The following is a 14286-nucleotide window of genomic DNA, read 5'->3' as shown; positions in this document are numbered from 1 at the left end:
GCCTCCGGCCCCCTCACGGCGCCATCGCCGCCACCGCCCGCGCCACCGCGCCCGCGCCGTCCTCCCGGGCCAGCCGCCCCGCCAGCTCCGACGCCCGCGCGGCGAACCGGGGTTCGCCGGTCGCCCGGGAGAGCGCGTCCGCCAGCCGCCCCGCCGTCAGCGCGGACGGCGGCAGCGCGCCCGGGCTGACGCCCAGCCGCACCAGGCGCGACGCCCACCAGGGCTGGTCGGTCAGGTGGGGGACCGGGACGGCGGGCACCCCGGCCCGCAGCCCGGCCGCCGTCGTCCCGGCCCCGGCGTGGTGCACCACGGCGGCCGTCCGGGGGAGCAGCCAGCCGTGCGGCAGCGGACCGACCGTGATCACGTCGTCGTCGGTCACCGAGAGCCCGGCCCAGCCGGCCTGCACGATGCCGCGCAGCCCGGCCCGGCGCAGCGCGCGGGCCGTGACGTCCCCGAGCCGCTCCGGGTCGCCGGGCATCATGCTGCCGAACCCGACGAACACCGGCGGCGGCCCGGCCGCCAGGAAGTCCGTGACCAGGGAGGGGGGTTGCCAGGACGGGCACTCGTGCGGCCACCAGTAGCCGGCCACCCGCAGCCCGGGCCGCCAGTCCGGCGGCCGGGGGACGACCGCGCGGCTGTAGCCGTGCCAGATCGGCCAGCGGCTCTTCTCCCGTTCCCTGCGCAGCAGATGGACGCTCCGGCAGGTCAGGCCGAGCCGTGCGTGCAGCCGCCGGTTGGCCGCCGCGTAGAGCGCGTCGGTCACGGCGTTGACCGCCCGGGCCCGCAGCCGGTTGGCGTACCCGGGCGGCTGCCAGGGGAGCACACAGGGCGGGAACGCCGAGGTGGGGGCGTCGGGTTGGAGGAACACCCCCATGCTGCGCACCTTGTGGTAGCGGGCCACCACCCGGCCGATGGGCGCGGCGAGGGTGGACAGCAGGACGAGGTCGGCCTTGGGGTCGACGGCCGTGAGCATCCCGTCCACCAGCCGTACGGCGGCCCGTTCGGTGGCGCGCGCGAGGTCGCGCAGGGCGCGCGGTGAACGGCGGGCGCCCAGGAAGGCGTTGTGCGCGGCGAGCAGTTCCTCGAACGGGTCCGGCTCCAGGGGCCGCGTCCGGAGCCCGCAACAGGTCACGATGCCCGCGAATTTCGCGTGGGTCACGAGCTCCACCTCGTGCCCCTCGGCGACGAGCCGGTGCCCGAGGCCGGTGTACGGGACGACGGACCCGGTCGTGCCCGCGGTGATGATGTCGATGCGCAATGTTCCGGCCTTCCCTGCTCCCGGGCCCTCCCCGGCCGCCGGGACGGTCCGGCGTGTCACGAGGCGTGTGCCTGCCGGAACAACGACGCGGCCCCCGGGCGGATACGGCACGGGTGCCACCCTGGGCGCAGGTGTGCGGTTTCCGCGCGCGGGGGCGGAGGGCCGGCGTCCGTGGAGCCGGTGTGCGCGGATCCGGCGTGCGTGCGTCCGGCTTTCGCGGATCCGGCGTCCGTGGACCTGACACGCCCTGTCCGAAGTGCCGCCGTCCGTAAGCCCGTCCGCGTCACACCCGCCGGCCGCCCACCTCCTGGCCGCCCAGCACTCCGTCGAGCAGCCGCGACAGCGCCCAGCCGAAGTCGGCGCGGGGATCGCCGCCCTGGGAGTGTGCTGTGCTGGTGTGGCCGACGGGGTGGGAGTTGAGGAGGTGGCCGAGGAGGAGGTGCCAGAGGACGCGGTAGGCGCGGGCGGCCTCGTCCGGCGGGAGGCCCGCCTCGGCGAGGGCGGCGAGGGCGCCGTCGGCGAACGGCGCGGCGGCGTCGACCGTGTGCTCCCCGTCGGCGATGATCCGGGCGGCCCAGGGGTGCCGGGCCAGATGGTCATGGGCCGCCAGCCAGTGGTCCCGGAGGCGCTCGCGGGGGTCGCCGGTGCCCGTGCGGCACGGCAGCCGGACGGCCACGTCCTCGGCCAGCAGGGCCAGCAGCTGGCCCCGGTCGGTGATGTGACGGTAGAGGGACGCCTGGCCGGTGCCGAGCCGCTGTGCCACGTGACGGACCGTCAGGGCGCCGAGGCCGTCCGCGTCGGCGATGCGGCGCGCGGCGTCGACGATCAGGGCCCGGGAGAGCGGGCGCCGGCGGCCGGGGACTGGAGATGTCACACCGTCACTTTACACAGCGGAGCGTGATGGGCCGGGGCCGTGAACCGCTTGCGGGGCGCCGTTTGGTTAGCCTAGCCTTACCTGACGCGAACGGCGTTCGCATACGCCTGATACCCCTTCCCCCTTCCCTCCTTGAGGTATCCCTTGGCCACCTCGCCCTCCCGCGGCGGACCGGCGGGCAACGCGGCCCTCGCCGCGCTCGTCCTCACGGTCCTCTCCTACTCGCTCGTCCAGACGATGCTGGTCCCCACCGTCGGCGTCCTCCAGCGCGACCTGCACACCTCACCGGCCGCCGCGTCCTGGGCGGTGCTCAGCTCCACCCTGCTCACCAGCGCCGTCCTCACCCCGCTGATCAGCCGGCTCGGCGACCGGCACGGCAAACGCCGGGTGCTCGTCGCCACCCTGACCGTCCATCTGGCCGGAACGCTCGGCGCCGCCTTCGCCTGGGACGTCGCCTCGCTCATCGCCCTCCGCGCGGTGCAGGGCGTCAGCCTCGCCCTGCTGCCGCTCGCCCTCGGGCTGATCCGCGACGTCATGCCCCCGCACCGGGTGGCCGGCGCCCTGGGGCTGGCCTCCGGGCTGGTGGCGGGCGCCGCCGGCGCGGGCCTGCTCGTCGGCGGGCTGCTGGTCGACCACGCCTCCTGGCGCTGGCTGTTCGCGGCCGGTGCCCTGCTCGTCGCGGCGGCGCTGGCCGCCGTCCTGCGCTGGGTGCCGGAGGGCCCCACGGCCCCTTCCGGCTCCCTCGACGTTCCCGGCGCCGCGCTGCTCGGCGGCGCCCTGGTCGCCGTCCTGCTCGGCCTCACCCAGGGGCCCGCCTGGGGCTGGACCTCGCCCGCCGTACCGGGCCTGTTCGCCGGCTGCGCCGTGCTGTCGGCCCTCTTCCTGGCCTGGGAACGCCGCACCCCGCACCCGCTCGTCGACCCGGCCCTGCTGCTCGGCCCCGCCATCCGGACCGTCCACCTGGGCGCCTTCCTGCTCGGCGCGGTCCAGTTCGTCTTCTACGTGCTGATTCCCAAACTGGCCGAGACACCCTCCGGTTCCGGGGCGCCGGGTGGCTACGGCTTCGGCGCCTCCGTCACCGTCGCCGGGCTGATCCTCGTCCCCGGCACGCTGTGCGGCCTGCCCGCGAGCGCCCTGACGGGCAGGGTCGAGGGCCGCTTCGGCCCCCGCGCGCCGCTCGCCCTCGGCCTGGCCGTCAGCGCGGCGGGCGGCGCGCTGCTCGCCCTGGAACACGACGCCGTGTGGCAACTGGTGCTCGGCTACGCGGTCATCGGCACCGGCTTCGGGTTCGCCATGGCGGCGCTGCCCCGGATGGTCCACCAGGTCAGCGGCCCGGCCACCGGCGCGACGGCCAACGGCGTCAACACCGTCGCCCGGACCGTGGGCGGCGCCGTCGGCAGCCAGCTCGCCGCGGCGATCCTGGCCTCGCGGACCGAGCCGCACAGCGCCGTCCCCGCCGCCCACGGCTACACCGTCTCCTTCTGGACGGCCACCGGCGTCGCCGCCGCGGGGGCACTGCTCCTGCTCGCCGGACGGCGGGCGGACGGCACCGGACCAGCTGCCCCAGCGGCGGCGGGCCGGACGCGGCGCGCGGACGGAGCGCCGGCCCGGTCCGACCCGTAGCCCGGCCACCGGAGTCCCCGCCCCGCCAGGGCTCAGAGTGCGGGCGGAGGGCCCCGTAGAGCTCGCCCGGGTATCCGTAGGGGCCGGCGGGACTCAGCGCGCGGGCGGAGCGTCCGTCCGCCCCAGCCCGTACACCCGCCGCGCGTTGTCCGCGCCCACCAGTTCCGCGACCCGGGCGGCGTCCGTGGCCGACCAGGCGCCGTCGCCCACCCAGGTGGCCAGCAGCCGGTCCAGGCCGCGCCGGAACAGGGCGGCGCCCACCACGTACAGCTCCGGGAGCCCGTACGCGTCGGTCGAGAACATCAACTTGCCGAAGGGGGCCAGCTCCAGGGCCTCCGCCAGCACCGCCTCGGCCCGTGCCCCGGTGTACGACAGGGCCAGCCCGATGTCGGCGTACACGTGCGGGAAGGCGTGCGCCAGGTAGGCGGCGCCGCGGTGGTACGGGTAGCAGTGCAGCAGCACCAGCGCCGACCCCGTCGGGCGGACCGCGCGGGCGAAGTCCGTGAGCAGCGCCGGGTCGCAGCGGTGCAGCCGCAGATCGGGATCGCCGAAGCCGGTGTGCAGCTGGATCGGCAGGCCCGTCTCGGCCGCGGACCACAGCAGGTGGCGCAGCAGCACCGGGTCGGCCAGCCGGTCGCCCGGGGTCCGGTGGGCCAGCCACCGGTCGGCGGCCAGCCGTACCTCCGTGCGGCCGGGCGGGTTGGGTTCGAAGTCCAGCCCGTAGCGGTACGCGGCCACCGACTTGAAGGCGACGGCCTGTTCGGCGGCCGTCTCCACCGCGTCCGCGAGGCGGGAGAGGAAGCGCGCCGGTCCGTCCGCCGTGTCGGCGACGCGCTCGGCCAGCCGCTCCAGCCGCACCACCTCGTGCCAGGTGGCGCCGCCCATCCGGGCCAGTTCCCGAGGGGACGTCAGGTCGCCGGGGATGCCGGTGTCCACCAGGTAGTCGGTGATGCCGGTGGCGCCGAGCAGTCGCCGGGCCGTCTCGGCCGGGCCCAGCTCGCGGCGGCGCTCCAGGTACTCGGCGGGCGCGCAGTGCGGGTCGAGGCCGAGCAGCGGCGGGCACCAGCGGCGGACGGCGTAACCCAGCTGGCTGTCGAAGAAGCTGGTGCCGGGCGCGGCGGGCGCGTCCGACTCGCTGAGGAAGGAGGCGAACGCGTCGGGGCCGAGGTCGGACCGGGCCACGCCGTGGCAGTGGTGGTCGACGAGAGCGGACGGAGCGGGGGGCGGAACGGCCGTGCTCACCTCAGTACCGCCCCCTCGTCGCGTCGGCGAGCTCCTCCGGCGTCGCCCCCTCGTACCGCTCGATCTCGCCGCGCCGGACGGCGGCGACCGCTTCGAACAGGGGGGTGCCGAGCGCCTCCCGGAGCACGTCGGAGCGGGTGAAACGGTCCAGCGCGGCCGTCGGTGACTCCGGCAGCCGCTCGTGCCCCTCCCCGTGCGCGGGATCGCCCGCGACGGGCGGCGGGAGCTCCGCGACGGCCCCGATCCCGGCCAGCCCGGCGGCGAGCACCGCGCCGGTCACCAGATAGGGGTTGGCGGCGCCGTCGAAGCACTTCACCTCGGCGTTGGCCTGGTCCTCGGCGTCCGGCGGCCCGGGGACGAAGCGCAGGGCGGCCTCCCGGTTCTCCGGCCCCCAGCAGGCGTACGCCCCCGCCCACCGCGAAGGGCGCAGCCGCAGATGGCTGGCGGGGGAGGGGGCGCCCAGGGCCAGCAGGGCGGGGAGTTCGCGGAGCACGCCGGCGAGGAACGCGGCGCACTCCGCCGTCATCCCGCAGGGGCCGTCGCCGCCCCGGCACAGGTTCCGCTCGCCGCGCAGCAGGCTCAGGTGCAGATGGGCGCCGTTGCCGACGGTGTCGGGCGCGACGACGGGCCCGAACAGGGCGTCCAGGCCGTGCGCGAGGGAGACCGCACGGACCGTCTCCCGGACGAGCACGGCCAGATCGGCCGCGCCGACCGGGTCGGCGGGGGCCACCGACACCTCGAACTGGCCCGGCTTGTACTCCGGATGGAGCTGCAGCACCTCCACGCGCTGGGCGGTGAGGGCGTCGAGCACGTCCCGGAGGTAGTCGGCCAGCTCGACCAGCCGGGCCATGCCGTAGGCCGGTCCCGCGCCGGGCGGCCCGCCCGGGCCGTCGCGGCGGGCGACCACCCACTCGGTCTCGAACCCCATCCGCAGCCGCAGCCCCCGCTCGGCCGCCCGCGCGGCCATTCGGCGGGCGAACCGCCGCTGGCAGCCGGCATACGGGCGCCCGTCCTGCTCGAACCGGTCGGCGGGCGCCCAGGCCCAGCCGCGCTGGCCGGCCAGCACGGTCAGCCGGCCGAGGTCGGGGAAGAGACGCAGGTCGCCGTCGGGGCCGCCGGTGTACGGGCTGGTGACGCTGGAGTCGTCGGTGAGGTAGACGTCGAAGACGGGCGACATCCCGACACCCCACCGCGCCGCGTGCGCGAGCCGCGCGGTGGGGACGGCCTTGACGCGGGTGATGCCCGCGTTGTCCACCCAGGTGAGCGCGACGGCCTGCACCCCGAGGGCGGTGAGCTGGGCGGCCTCCTGCCGGGCGGCCGATTCCGCGCGTTCCCGTTCCGGCCTCTGCATGCTGGGCTCCTCCGCCGGGGTGCTCAAGGGGGGACAGGGGCGACGGCATCCGGTGAGGGCCCGCCGCCTGGATCCTCGGCCGGATTCTTCCGTATTTCACCTCGGCGGGGGGCCGTTCGGGGGAAGCGGCCGGGATGTGGCGGCCGGTCGCCGTCCGGCGTCCGGCCTGCGGGCTTCCGCCGGTCAGCGGGGGTCGGCGACGGTCGGTATCGGACGCCGCCGGCGCGGCGACCGATCGGAACCGGTCACCGCCCTCCGGCCGGCACCCACCTAACCCGCCCGTGCTATAAAGCCGCATGCCGAAAATCGTCGACCCGGACGAGCGCCGCCGCGCCGTCGCCGAGGCCGTGCTGCGCGTCGTCGCCCGCGACGGACTGGAGAGCGCCTCCCTGCGCAACGTGGCCGCCGAGGCCGGGCTGGTCGTCGGATCGGTCCGGCACTACTTCGCCGACCACACCGCGCTGATCATCTTCGCCATGGAGGAGCTCGGCCGCCGCATCGGCCGCCGCCTCACCGCCCGCAGCGCACCGCTGCTCGCCCTGGCACCCGGCGCCGACGGCGCGGCCCTCACCGAGGAGCTGTTCGCCGAGCTCCTCCCGCTCGACGAGACGCGCCGCCGCGAGGCGGTGGTCTGGCTGGCCTTCACCACCGCCGCCCGTACCCGGCCCGAACTCCGCGCCTGCGCGCGCGAGATGCACGACGATCAGCGCGCGCTGGCCGCGCACGTGCTCACCGAGATCCGGAACCGGGGCGCCCTCGCCGACGGCCTCGACACCGCCACCGAGAGCCTGCGGCTCTGCGCGCTCCTCGACGGCCTCACCCTCCAGGCCGTCCTCCAGCCCGACAGCGTCACCCCCGAGGCCCTGCGCGCCGTCCTCCGCCGGCACCTCGACTCGCTGCGCGCCGCCCGGACCTGAGGCCGCGACGGCTCCCACCCTCCCGGCGGTCCGGACGGCGGACCCACCGGTTGCGGGACCGGATACCCGCACCGAGGCTGGAGCCAAGATCACCGATCCAGCTCGGGTGCTCGTCCCGGAGCGGTGCCTCTCCGCGCCCACCGGCACCGGGCGTGAGGTGCCGGACCGGCCGCCCGCCGCCGGCCCGCACCGTTGAGGAGTCAGCATGTCGGAAATCCGTGGCGTCCTCCGGCGCGGCCGCGGACGCCACCGGCGCCGCAAACGGGTGCCGTTGAAGACGGCCGTCGCCGCGGCCGTGCTGGTGGCCGGCTCGGCCTTCGCGGTGAACGCGGTGGACGACCGCCCGGAGTGCGAGCCGCAGGCCCGGCCGGGCGGCGCGCACGACGACCACCGGCACGGCACCGCCATGGGCACCTGCGGCACCCGCCCCACCGCCGCCCACGACCACCGTCCCGAGGGCCACGGCGCCCCCGAGGGCGCCGGCCACCCCCCGGCCGGCGGCCGGCAGGCCCCGGCCCTGGTCCCCGACACGGCCGCCGGCTACGACCGGGAACGCTGCGGCAACACCTCCGGCCGGGTGCTGCTCTCCCTGGACGACTGGGCCTACAGCGACCCCGAACGCGCCACCCGCGTCGGCGCCCAGCTCCAGGCCCAGGGCGTCCGCGCCGCGTTCTTCCTCATCAACAAGTACGCCTCGCAGTACCCGCAGATCACCGCCACCCTCCGGCAGCAGGGCCACTGGGTCGGCAGCCACACCTGGTCCCACCGCCAGCTCACCCGGCTGACGGACCAGGAACTCCAGGACGAGCTGCGCAACGGCATCCCCGGCAACTTCCTCCGCCCGCCCTACGGTGACGCCGGCCCGCGCGAGACGGAGGTCGCCGCGAGCATCGGGCAGCGCGTCTGCAACTGGACGATCGACACCTACGACTGGCAGCAGACCGACGGCGCCTTCCGCGACGCCGAGGCGATCCGCACCACCGTCCGCGAGGCCACCCCCGAGGAGAAGAACAACGGGGTGATCCTCGGCCACCTCTTCAGCAACTTCCCCGACGCCCTGGCCGGCATCATCACCGACCTCCGCGATCAGGGCTACCAGATGTGCCGCAACACCGGCCCGACCACCGACCAGGTCCCGTACCCCCTCCAGTGCTGACGACCACGGAACCCGGCCGTCACACGGACGACAACAGCAGGGCGCGCAGCGGACCCTTGCGCGCCCGCGCCACCCACGGCGCGCCCCGCGCGGCCGACACCGTCAGCGGCGCGGCCAGGGCGACGCCGAGCAGCGCGCCCGCCGCCACGTCGTGCGGATAGTGGGCGCCCACCCAGACCCGGGAGGCGGCCATCATCAGCGCGGCCGGGACGGCACCCGCCGCCAGCACCCGGTCCACCACCCAGAGCGCCGCCGCCGCGGCGAAGGCGACGGCCGCGTGGTTGCTGGGGAACGACCAGTCGCCCGGCGCGGGACACGCCTCCAGCGTGAACCGGCCGGGCAGCGACCGGCACGGCCGGTCCTCCCGCACCAGCTCCTTGAGCGCCATGTTCACGCCGTACGCCAGGGCCACGATCAGCGGCACGGCCAGCGCCCGCGCCATCACCGGGGCGTCCGCCCGGCGCGCCCGCCACCAGGCCGCCGTCATCAGCGCGGCGAACGCCGTGAGCCCGAGCGCCGACCAGGCGGACGCGGTGTCGTTGAGCAGCCAGGGGGCGTCCCGCGCCGCCCGGGTGATCTCCGTGTAGAGGCCGCCGTCCAGGCCCGATCCGTCGAAGGCCAGCGGAGTGACCGTCATGTCCCCTCCCTCGTGGCTGCCGCCGTGCTCGTCCGCCCGCCCCTACCCGCTATCCGCGCCCGTCACCGCGCGTACCGGCCCCCGCCCGGCGGCGGGCGCGCAGCAGTTCCACGGCGAACGGCAGCAGCGAGAGCACCACCACCGCCGCGACCAGCGGCAGCAGATACCGGTCGACGTCCGGGACGACGGACCCCAGGGCGTACCCCGCCAGCACCAGCCCGGCCGTCCACACCAGCCCGCCGGCCACCTGCCAGACGAGGAAGACGCGCCCCGGCACGGCCAGCGCCCCGGCCAGCGGGTTGAGCACGGTGCGCACCACGGGCACGAACCGGGCCAGGACGACCGCGCGGGCGTGCCCGTACCGGCCGAGCAGTTCCTCGGCGCGCGCGGCGCCGTCGAGCAGCCGCCGGTTGCGTGAGCGGGCCAGCAGCGTCCGGCCGCCGCGCCGCCCGAGCAGATAGCCGCACTGGGCCCCGGCCAGCGCCCCGGCCGCCGCGCACACCAGCACCTCGGCGAGGCCGAGGCGCGGCCCGGTGTGCGCCCCGGGCCGGCACAGCAGGCCGGCGGTGAACAGCAGGGAGTCGCCGGGCAGGAAGAAGCCGACGAGCAGACCGGTCTCGGCGAAGAGGACGACGGCCACCCCCACCGCCCCGAAGGACGACAGCAGGGAGGAGGCGTCGAGGAGGTCGACGGCGAGGGCGGCGGGCGGAGCGGGCGCGAACGACACGGCTGAGCGGCCTCCGGCGGTCGAGGGCGGTGGTCCGCCCGTCTCGACGGTACGGGCCGGACGTCTACGCGGCGGTGGACGGTCTACGCGACTGTAGACGATCCGGGGCGGCCGACGGGCGCCTTGACCGACTCCATACGGGGCCCGGCCGCGTCCGCGCGCGGGGGCGCGCACCACCGGTCCGGACGTCCCCCGGACCCGTCCGGGTGACCCGCGCCGCGCCGGGGAACGGCGCGGGGCCCGCCGGACGGCCGGCGGGCCCCGCGTACCGGACGGCGTGTCAGCCGAGCGCGATGTCGTCCGCGAGGACGGCCCCCTGCCCGAACCAGCCGTGCACATAGACCGTCACCCGGCCGGTGGAGTCGGTCGTGAAGGGCACGGACAGCCGGGTCCAGTCGCCGGCGGACGCCCAGCGGCTCGCGTTCGCCCCGCCCGAGACGCCGAGGAACGCGTAGTCCCCTCGCACCCAGCCGGTGAGCGTGTACGAGGTGGCGGGAGAGAGGGTGAGGGTCTGCCGGCACTCGCCGGTCCCGCCGCTCGTCGGCGCGGTCCGCAGCGCGTAACTGCCGCCGTGCACCGGGCTCTTGACCACGGAGGCCCCGTCGTCGCACGTCCACGGCCCGGTGGAGCCCGACTCGAAGTCGCCGTTGACCACCCGGCCGGGCGTGCCGGAGCCGGTGACGGTCAGGGCGACCGACGCCGAGTGGCTCCCCGACGAGGCGGTGCCGGTCACGGTCACCGGGTATGCGCCGGGCGCCGCGTCCTTGGCGACGGTGAACGTGAGCCGCGCCGACTCGCCGGCGGTCACCGACGACGGGCTGAACTCCGCCGTCACCCCCTTCGGCAGACCGCTCGCCGAGAGCCGCACGGTCTGCGCCGGGCCGGACACCGCGCGGGTGGCGACGGTCGCCGTGGCGGTGCCGCCCGGCGGGACGGAGGCCGCGTCCGGGGAGACGGCCAGGGAGAAGTCCTGCTCCGTGGTCCCGCCGCCGGTGAAGGGCGCGAAGGTGTGGGTGAAGTACCAGGTGTCCTGGACGATCCCCGAGCAGGTGTCGGAGCCCTTGGTACCGGGGCAGCCGCCGTTGTCGCGCTGGAGGGCCCAGAACGAGAGGGTGTTGATGCCCTTGCCGACGGCCCAGTCGTAGACCTTGGCCGCGTCCTGGGTGGTGAAGGTCTCGGCGGGCCCGTAGTCGTCGATGCCCGGCATCTCGGTGACGCCGACCATCGCCCACCGCTGGGCGTCGCTCTTCCCCGGGTAGAGCCCGGCGAGTTGGGTGTGCAGGCCCTCGGCGGCGGTGACGGTGTCGGCGGCCATGTCGTGCTGCGCGCCGTCGTAGTAGTCGAACGTCATGATGTTGACGACGTCCACCCGGGCGCCGTTGTCGACGGCGTTGCGCAGGACGGCGAGCCCGCTGTCCGCCAGGCCGTGGGTGGTGGTCGGCAGGGTGTACGCGATCCGCACCGTGCGCCCGTTGGCGGCGGCCCAGTCCTGGACCTTCCTGATCGCCTTGTTGCGGCGGTCGATCCCGGCGCTGTTGGTCAGCGAGTTGTCCTCGATGTCCAGGTCGAGCCGGGTGACGTCGTAGGTGGTGATCACCTTCTCGAACGCCTCGGCTATCCGGTTCACGTCGGTGCAGCTGTCGGAGAGTTCGGTGCCGCCGTTGTCGGCCGCGTACCCGCCGAAGGACGGGATGACGTCCCCGCCCCGGGCGCGGATGGCCGTGATGTCGGAGCCGAGGACGGAGGTGTCCACCGGTTTGCCGGTGTCGCCGTTCCAGTAGGGGGTGCAGGAGCCCTTGGCCTCGGTCTGGAGGAAGGCCAAGGTGAGGTGTTGGGCGCCCGACTTCTCGGCGAGCGCGGCCGGGCTGTCGGAGCCGTAGGTCTCGAAGTAGGGCGCGAATACCCGTGGGGGTAAGGGGGCGGCGGCAGTGGCGGGGGTGGCGGCGGTCGCCGTGCCGGCGCCGCCGAGGGAGAGTCCCGCGCCGGCCCATGCGGTGGCCAGTAAGGCCACCACGGCGCGGACGGACAGGCGTCGTCTCAACGGATGCTCCCGGTGGCTGAGGTGTGCACGAGGTGGGGGCGGTTGCGCGCTGAACATCGTTGGACTGGACCAGAGTTGCGTCAAGGGGCCAGGCCCCCGGAATTCCCGCCGGGCCGCCGAGGGGAATCCCCGTCCGGGCCGGGAAAACCGTCGGCCCGGGCCGGCGGGCGTGGAAAGCCGTTCCGCCGGGCGGGCGCGGAAAAAAAGAATCCCCCCGGTTCCGGCACGGATGCCGGAACCGGGGGGATTCCCCGGAACCGCGGGGCCTACGTCAGCCGTTGGCGGAGCCGTTGCCCGACAGGATCGGCAGATCGTCGAGGATGTGCGACAGCGGGTCGTCGCCGTCGTTGATCGTCGAGTTGTCGGTGCACTGCTGCTCCTGCTCCGACGACAGGATCGGGATGTCCTGGAGGCCGATGTTGAGCAGGGCCACGATGTTCTGGATGTTGGCCCGGCCGAGACCGATGCAGAGCTTGTTGAGCGAGCCCTGGACCAGGCTCATCTGCGGGCTTTCCTTGCCGCCGGTGTGGGTGTTGCCGTAGCCGGTCTTGGCGCCGTTCCCGTTGACGGCGTCCTGCTCGTCGCCGCCCCATGCCATCGCGGGAGTGGCCATGGCGCCGATTGCGGAAGCCGTCACCGCGGCCGTGGCGATTGCCTTCTTGAGCACGTCTATGCCTTTCGATCGAAGAGGTTTTTCCCGCTGGGAAGCGAACTGAGTAACTGTGACCGTTTTGGGAAGTTCCGGGATTTCACTCATTCGCCCCATCGCCGCTCGTCGGGGCCGGTGCGCGGGTCCGCCGCGGCCTTCCGGCCACTCCCGCGGGGGCGGTCGCCGGTGGGGGACGGTCACCGGGGGACGCCTGTGAGTGACACTGTCCGGACGCTGTGCGTCCGGCTGGTAGCGTGCGGTGCGCGGCGGGGTTTCCGGCCGTCGGCCCGCCCGGACGGCGCCCCCACGCGACGCGCCGGGCGGGCCTGCCGCACCTCGTCCAGGCTGGCGAAGGCTCCTCGGCGGGCTCCCGCCCGGCACCGCCTTCGCCCAGGTCAACGGGTGTGACGAGGGGGACACCGCCAACCATCCCGCGGTCGTATACCCTCTTTCGTGTGAATCTGCTTGTAAAGCGACGCCACGTGGACTTCCTGCGCGTCACGAGCATGTCCTGTCGCCTCTCCGGCTGACCCGCGCCTCCTGCCGCCCGTCCTTTCCGACCGGGCCGGGGCGCTCTCCGCGCTGATCCCGCGCGTTCTCCGCGCTGCCTCTCAGCGTTCTCTCGCATCGTTTTCGCACCGCTCGCACTTCGCACCGGGCATCCGCCCGTTCCGGCTCCGCGCGCCCCGCTCCGCCCTGCCCGTATCCGGGCGGCGGTGCGGGACGCGCGGGGACCACGGGCGTACCCGGGCCCTCACGCTGTGGACATCTCATGAACGACAAGCTCCCCGTCATCGACCTCTCCGCCGCCTCCGGCACCCCCGAGGACCGCGCCCGCCTCCACGAGGCGCTGCACGCCGCCGCCCGGGACGTCGGCTTCTTCCACCTGACGGGCCACGGCATCACCGACGACGAGACCGCCGCCCTGATGCGCACCATGCGCGCCTTCTTCGCCCTGCCGGAAGCCGACCGGCTCGCCATCAGCAACCTCAACTCCCCCCACTTCCGCGGCTACACGCGCATCGGCGACGAGCGCACCGGCGGCAGCCGCGACTGGCGGGACCAGCTCGACATCGGTGCCGAGCGCGCCCCGCACGCGCCCGCCGCCGACGAACCGGGCTACTGGTGGCTGGACGGCCCCAACCAGTGGCCCGCCGCCCTCCCCGAACTGCGCACCGTCGCCCTGCACTGGATCGACCGCCTCAGCGCCGTGGCCGAGCGGCTGCTGCACGAGCTCCTCGCCTCCATCGGCGCCCCGGCCGACTTCTACGACGACGCCTTCGCCGACCGCCCCCACCTGCACCTCAAGCTCGTCCGCTACCCCGGCAGCGCCCCCGACGGCTCCGGGCAGGGCGTCGGCGCGCACAAGGACTACGGCTTCCTCACCCTGCTCCTCCAGGACGAGGTCGGCGGGCTCCAAGTGGAGGGCCCCGACGGGGAGTTCCTCGACGTCCCCCCGCTGCCCGGCGCCTTCGTCGTCAACCTCGGCGAGCTCCTGGAAGTGGCCACCAACGGCTACCTCAAGGCCACCAACCACCGCGTCGTCAGCCCGCCTGGCGCCCGTGAGCGCTACTCCGTGCCGTTCTTCTACAACCCGCGGCTGGACGCCCGCATCGAGCCCGTCCCCTTCCCGCACGCGCACCGCGCCCCCGGCGTCACCCAGGACGCGGCGAACCCGCTGTTCGCCGAGTACGGCCGCAACGAGATCAAGGGCTGGCTGCGGGCCCACCCGGGCGTGGCCCGGCGCCACCACCCCGACCTGCTGGCCCCCGCGCCCGTGGGGTGACCTGGATCACTCCATGGCCCCCTCC

The 14286-nt window shown here is 75.4% G+C and carries 12 protein-coding genes; 4 read left to right on the top strand and 8 right to left on the bottom strand.

The window, feature by feature from the left end; translation table 11 throughout:
* Nucleotides 1-13: 13 nt before the first annotated feature.
* Entirely contained in the window at nucleotides 14-1258 is a 1245-nt protein-coding gene (locus K7I03_RS01870; protein WP_185945567.1) for a glycosyltransferase, read from the bottom strand.
* A 283-nt stretch (nucleotides 1259-1541) separates the two neighbouring features.
* A complete protein-coding gene (locus K7I03_RS01865) occupies nucleotides 1542-2132 on the bottom strand; it encodes a TetR/AcrR family transcriptional regulator (protein ID WP_185945566.1) in 591 nt (196 codons plus the stop codon).
* A gap of 144 nt (nucleotides 2133-2276) precedes the next feature.
* On the opposite strand from K7I03_RS01865, the gene K7I03_RS01860 reads away from it, so the two are divergent.
* Complete coding sequence (locus K7I03_RS01860; protein ID WP_185945565.1) at nucleotides 2277-3755, top strand: MFS transporter; 1479 nt, start codon at nucleotides 2277-2279, stop codon at nucleotides 3753-3755.
* Nucleotides 3756-3848: 93 nt separating this feature from the next.
* Here K7I03_RS01860 and K7I03_RS01855 read toward each other — a convergent pair whose 3' ends face one another.
* Complete coding sequence (locus K7I03_RS01855) at nucleotides 3849-4997, bottom strand: amidohydrolase family protein (protein WP_185945564.1); 1149 nt, start codon at nucleotides 4995-4997, stop codon at nucleotides 3849-3851.
* Nucleotide 4998: 1 nt separating this feature from the next.
* Nucleotides 4999-6348, bottom strand: a complete 1350-nt coding sequence (locus K7I03_RS01850; RefSeq protein ID WP_224346817.1) for a type I glutamate--ammonia ligase — start codon at nucleotides 6346-6348, stop codon at nucleotides 4999-5001.
* 296 nt (nucleotides 6349-6644) lie between these two features.
* Here K7I03_RS01850 and K7I03_RS01845 point away from each other — a divergent pair, with 296 nt between their 5' ends.
* Together K7I03_RS01845 and K7I03_RS01840 are read left to right on the top strand one after the other, a co-directional pair.
* On the top strand, nucleotides 6645-7265 hold the full coding sequence (locus K7I03_RS01845; RefSeq protein ID WP_185945562.1) for a TetR/AcrR family transcriptional regulator: 621 nt from the start codon (nucleotides 6645-6647) through the stop codon (nucleotides 7263-7265).
* Nucleotides 7266-7470: 205 nt separating this feature from the next.
* Complete coding sequence (locus K7I03_RS01840; RefSeq protein WP_185945561.1) at nucleotides 7471-8421, top strand: polysaccharide deacetylase family protein; 951 nt, start codon at nucleotides 7471-7473, stop codon at nucleotides 8419-8421.
* A 19-nt stretch (nucleotides 8422-8440) separates the two neighbouring features.
* Here K7I03_RS01840 and K7I03_RS01835 read toward each other — a convergent pair whose 3' ends face one another.
* The 4 genes from K7I03_RS01835 to K7I03_RS01820 form a co-directional block, all read right to left on the bottom strand.
* Nucleotides 8441-9058: a phosphatase PAP2 family protein gene (locus tag K7I03_RS01835; protein WP_185945560.1), complete on the bottom strand. Its 618-nt coding sequence runs from the start codon at nucleotides 9056-9058 to the stop codon at nucleotides 8441-8443.
* A 49-nt stretch (nucleotides 9059-9107) separates the two neighbouring features.
* Entirely contained in the window at nucleotides 9108-9785 is a 678-nt protein-coding gene (locus K7I03_RS01830) for a DedA family protein (RefSeq protein ID WP_185945559.1), read from the bottom strand.
* 280 nt (nucleotides 9786-10065) lie between these two features.
* Nucleotides 10066-11826 (bottom strand): carbohydrate binding domain-containing protein, encoded by a 1761-nt coding sequence (locus K7I03_RS01825; protein WP_398856385.1) that lies wholly within the window; start codon nucleotides 11824-11826, stop codon nucleotides 10066-10068.
* A 271-nt stretch (nucleotides 11827-12097) separates the two neighbouring features.
* Nucleotides 12098-12493, bottom strand: coding sequence for a rodlin (locus K7I03_RS01820; protein WP_185945558.1), 396 nt, complete (start codon nucleotides 12491-12493; stop codon nucleotides 12098-12100).
* Between the two features lie 754 nt (nucleotides 12494-13247).
* On the opposite strand from K7I03_RS01820, the gene K7I03_RS01815 reads away from it, so the two are divergent.
* Nucleotides 13248-14261 (top strand): isopenicillin N synthase family dioxygenase, encoded by a 1014-nt coding sequence (locus K7I03_RS01815; RefSeq protein ID WP_185945557.1) that lies wholly within the window; start codon nucleotides 13248-13250, stop codon nucleotides 14259-14261.
* Nucleotides 14262-14286 lie beyond the last annotated feature (25 nt).

It is taken from the genome of Streptomyces mobaraensis (genome assembly GCF_020099395.1).
GTDB lineage: Bacteria > Actinomycetota > Actinomycetes > Streptomycetales > Streptomycetaceae > Streptomyces.
Note: the sequence above shows the minus strand (reverse complement) of the source record. Positions and strands in the feature narration are given on the sequence as shown.

Bases quoted from the DNA above. Each gene is read 5' to 3' on its own strand.
- K7I03_RS01840 (WP_185945561.1), top strand. From the start codon at position 7,471: ATGTCGGAAATCCGTGGCGTCCTCCGGCGCGGCCGCGGACGCCACCGG.
- K7I03_RS01815 (WP_185945557.1), top strand. From the start codon at position 13,248: ATGAACGACAAGCTCCCCGTCATCGACCTCTCCGCCGCCTCCGGCACC.
- K7I03_RS01850 (WP_224346817.1), bottom strand. From the start codon at position 6,348: ATGCAGAGGCCGGAACGGGAACGCGCGGAATCGGCCGCCCGGCAGGAG.
- K7I03_RS01835 (WP_185945560.1), bottom strand. From the start codon at position 9,058: ATGACGGTCACTCCGCTGGCCTTCGACGGATCGGGCCTGGACGGCGGC.
- K7I03_RS01845 (WP_185945562.1), top strand. From the start codon at position 6,645: ATGCCGAAAATCGTCGACCCGGACGAGCGCCGCCGCGCCGTCGCCGAG.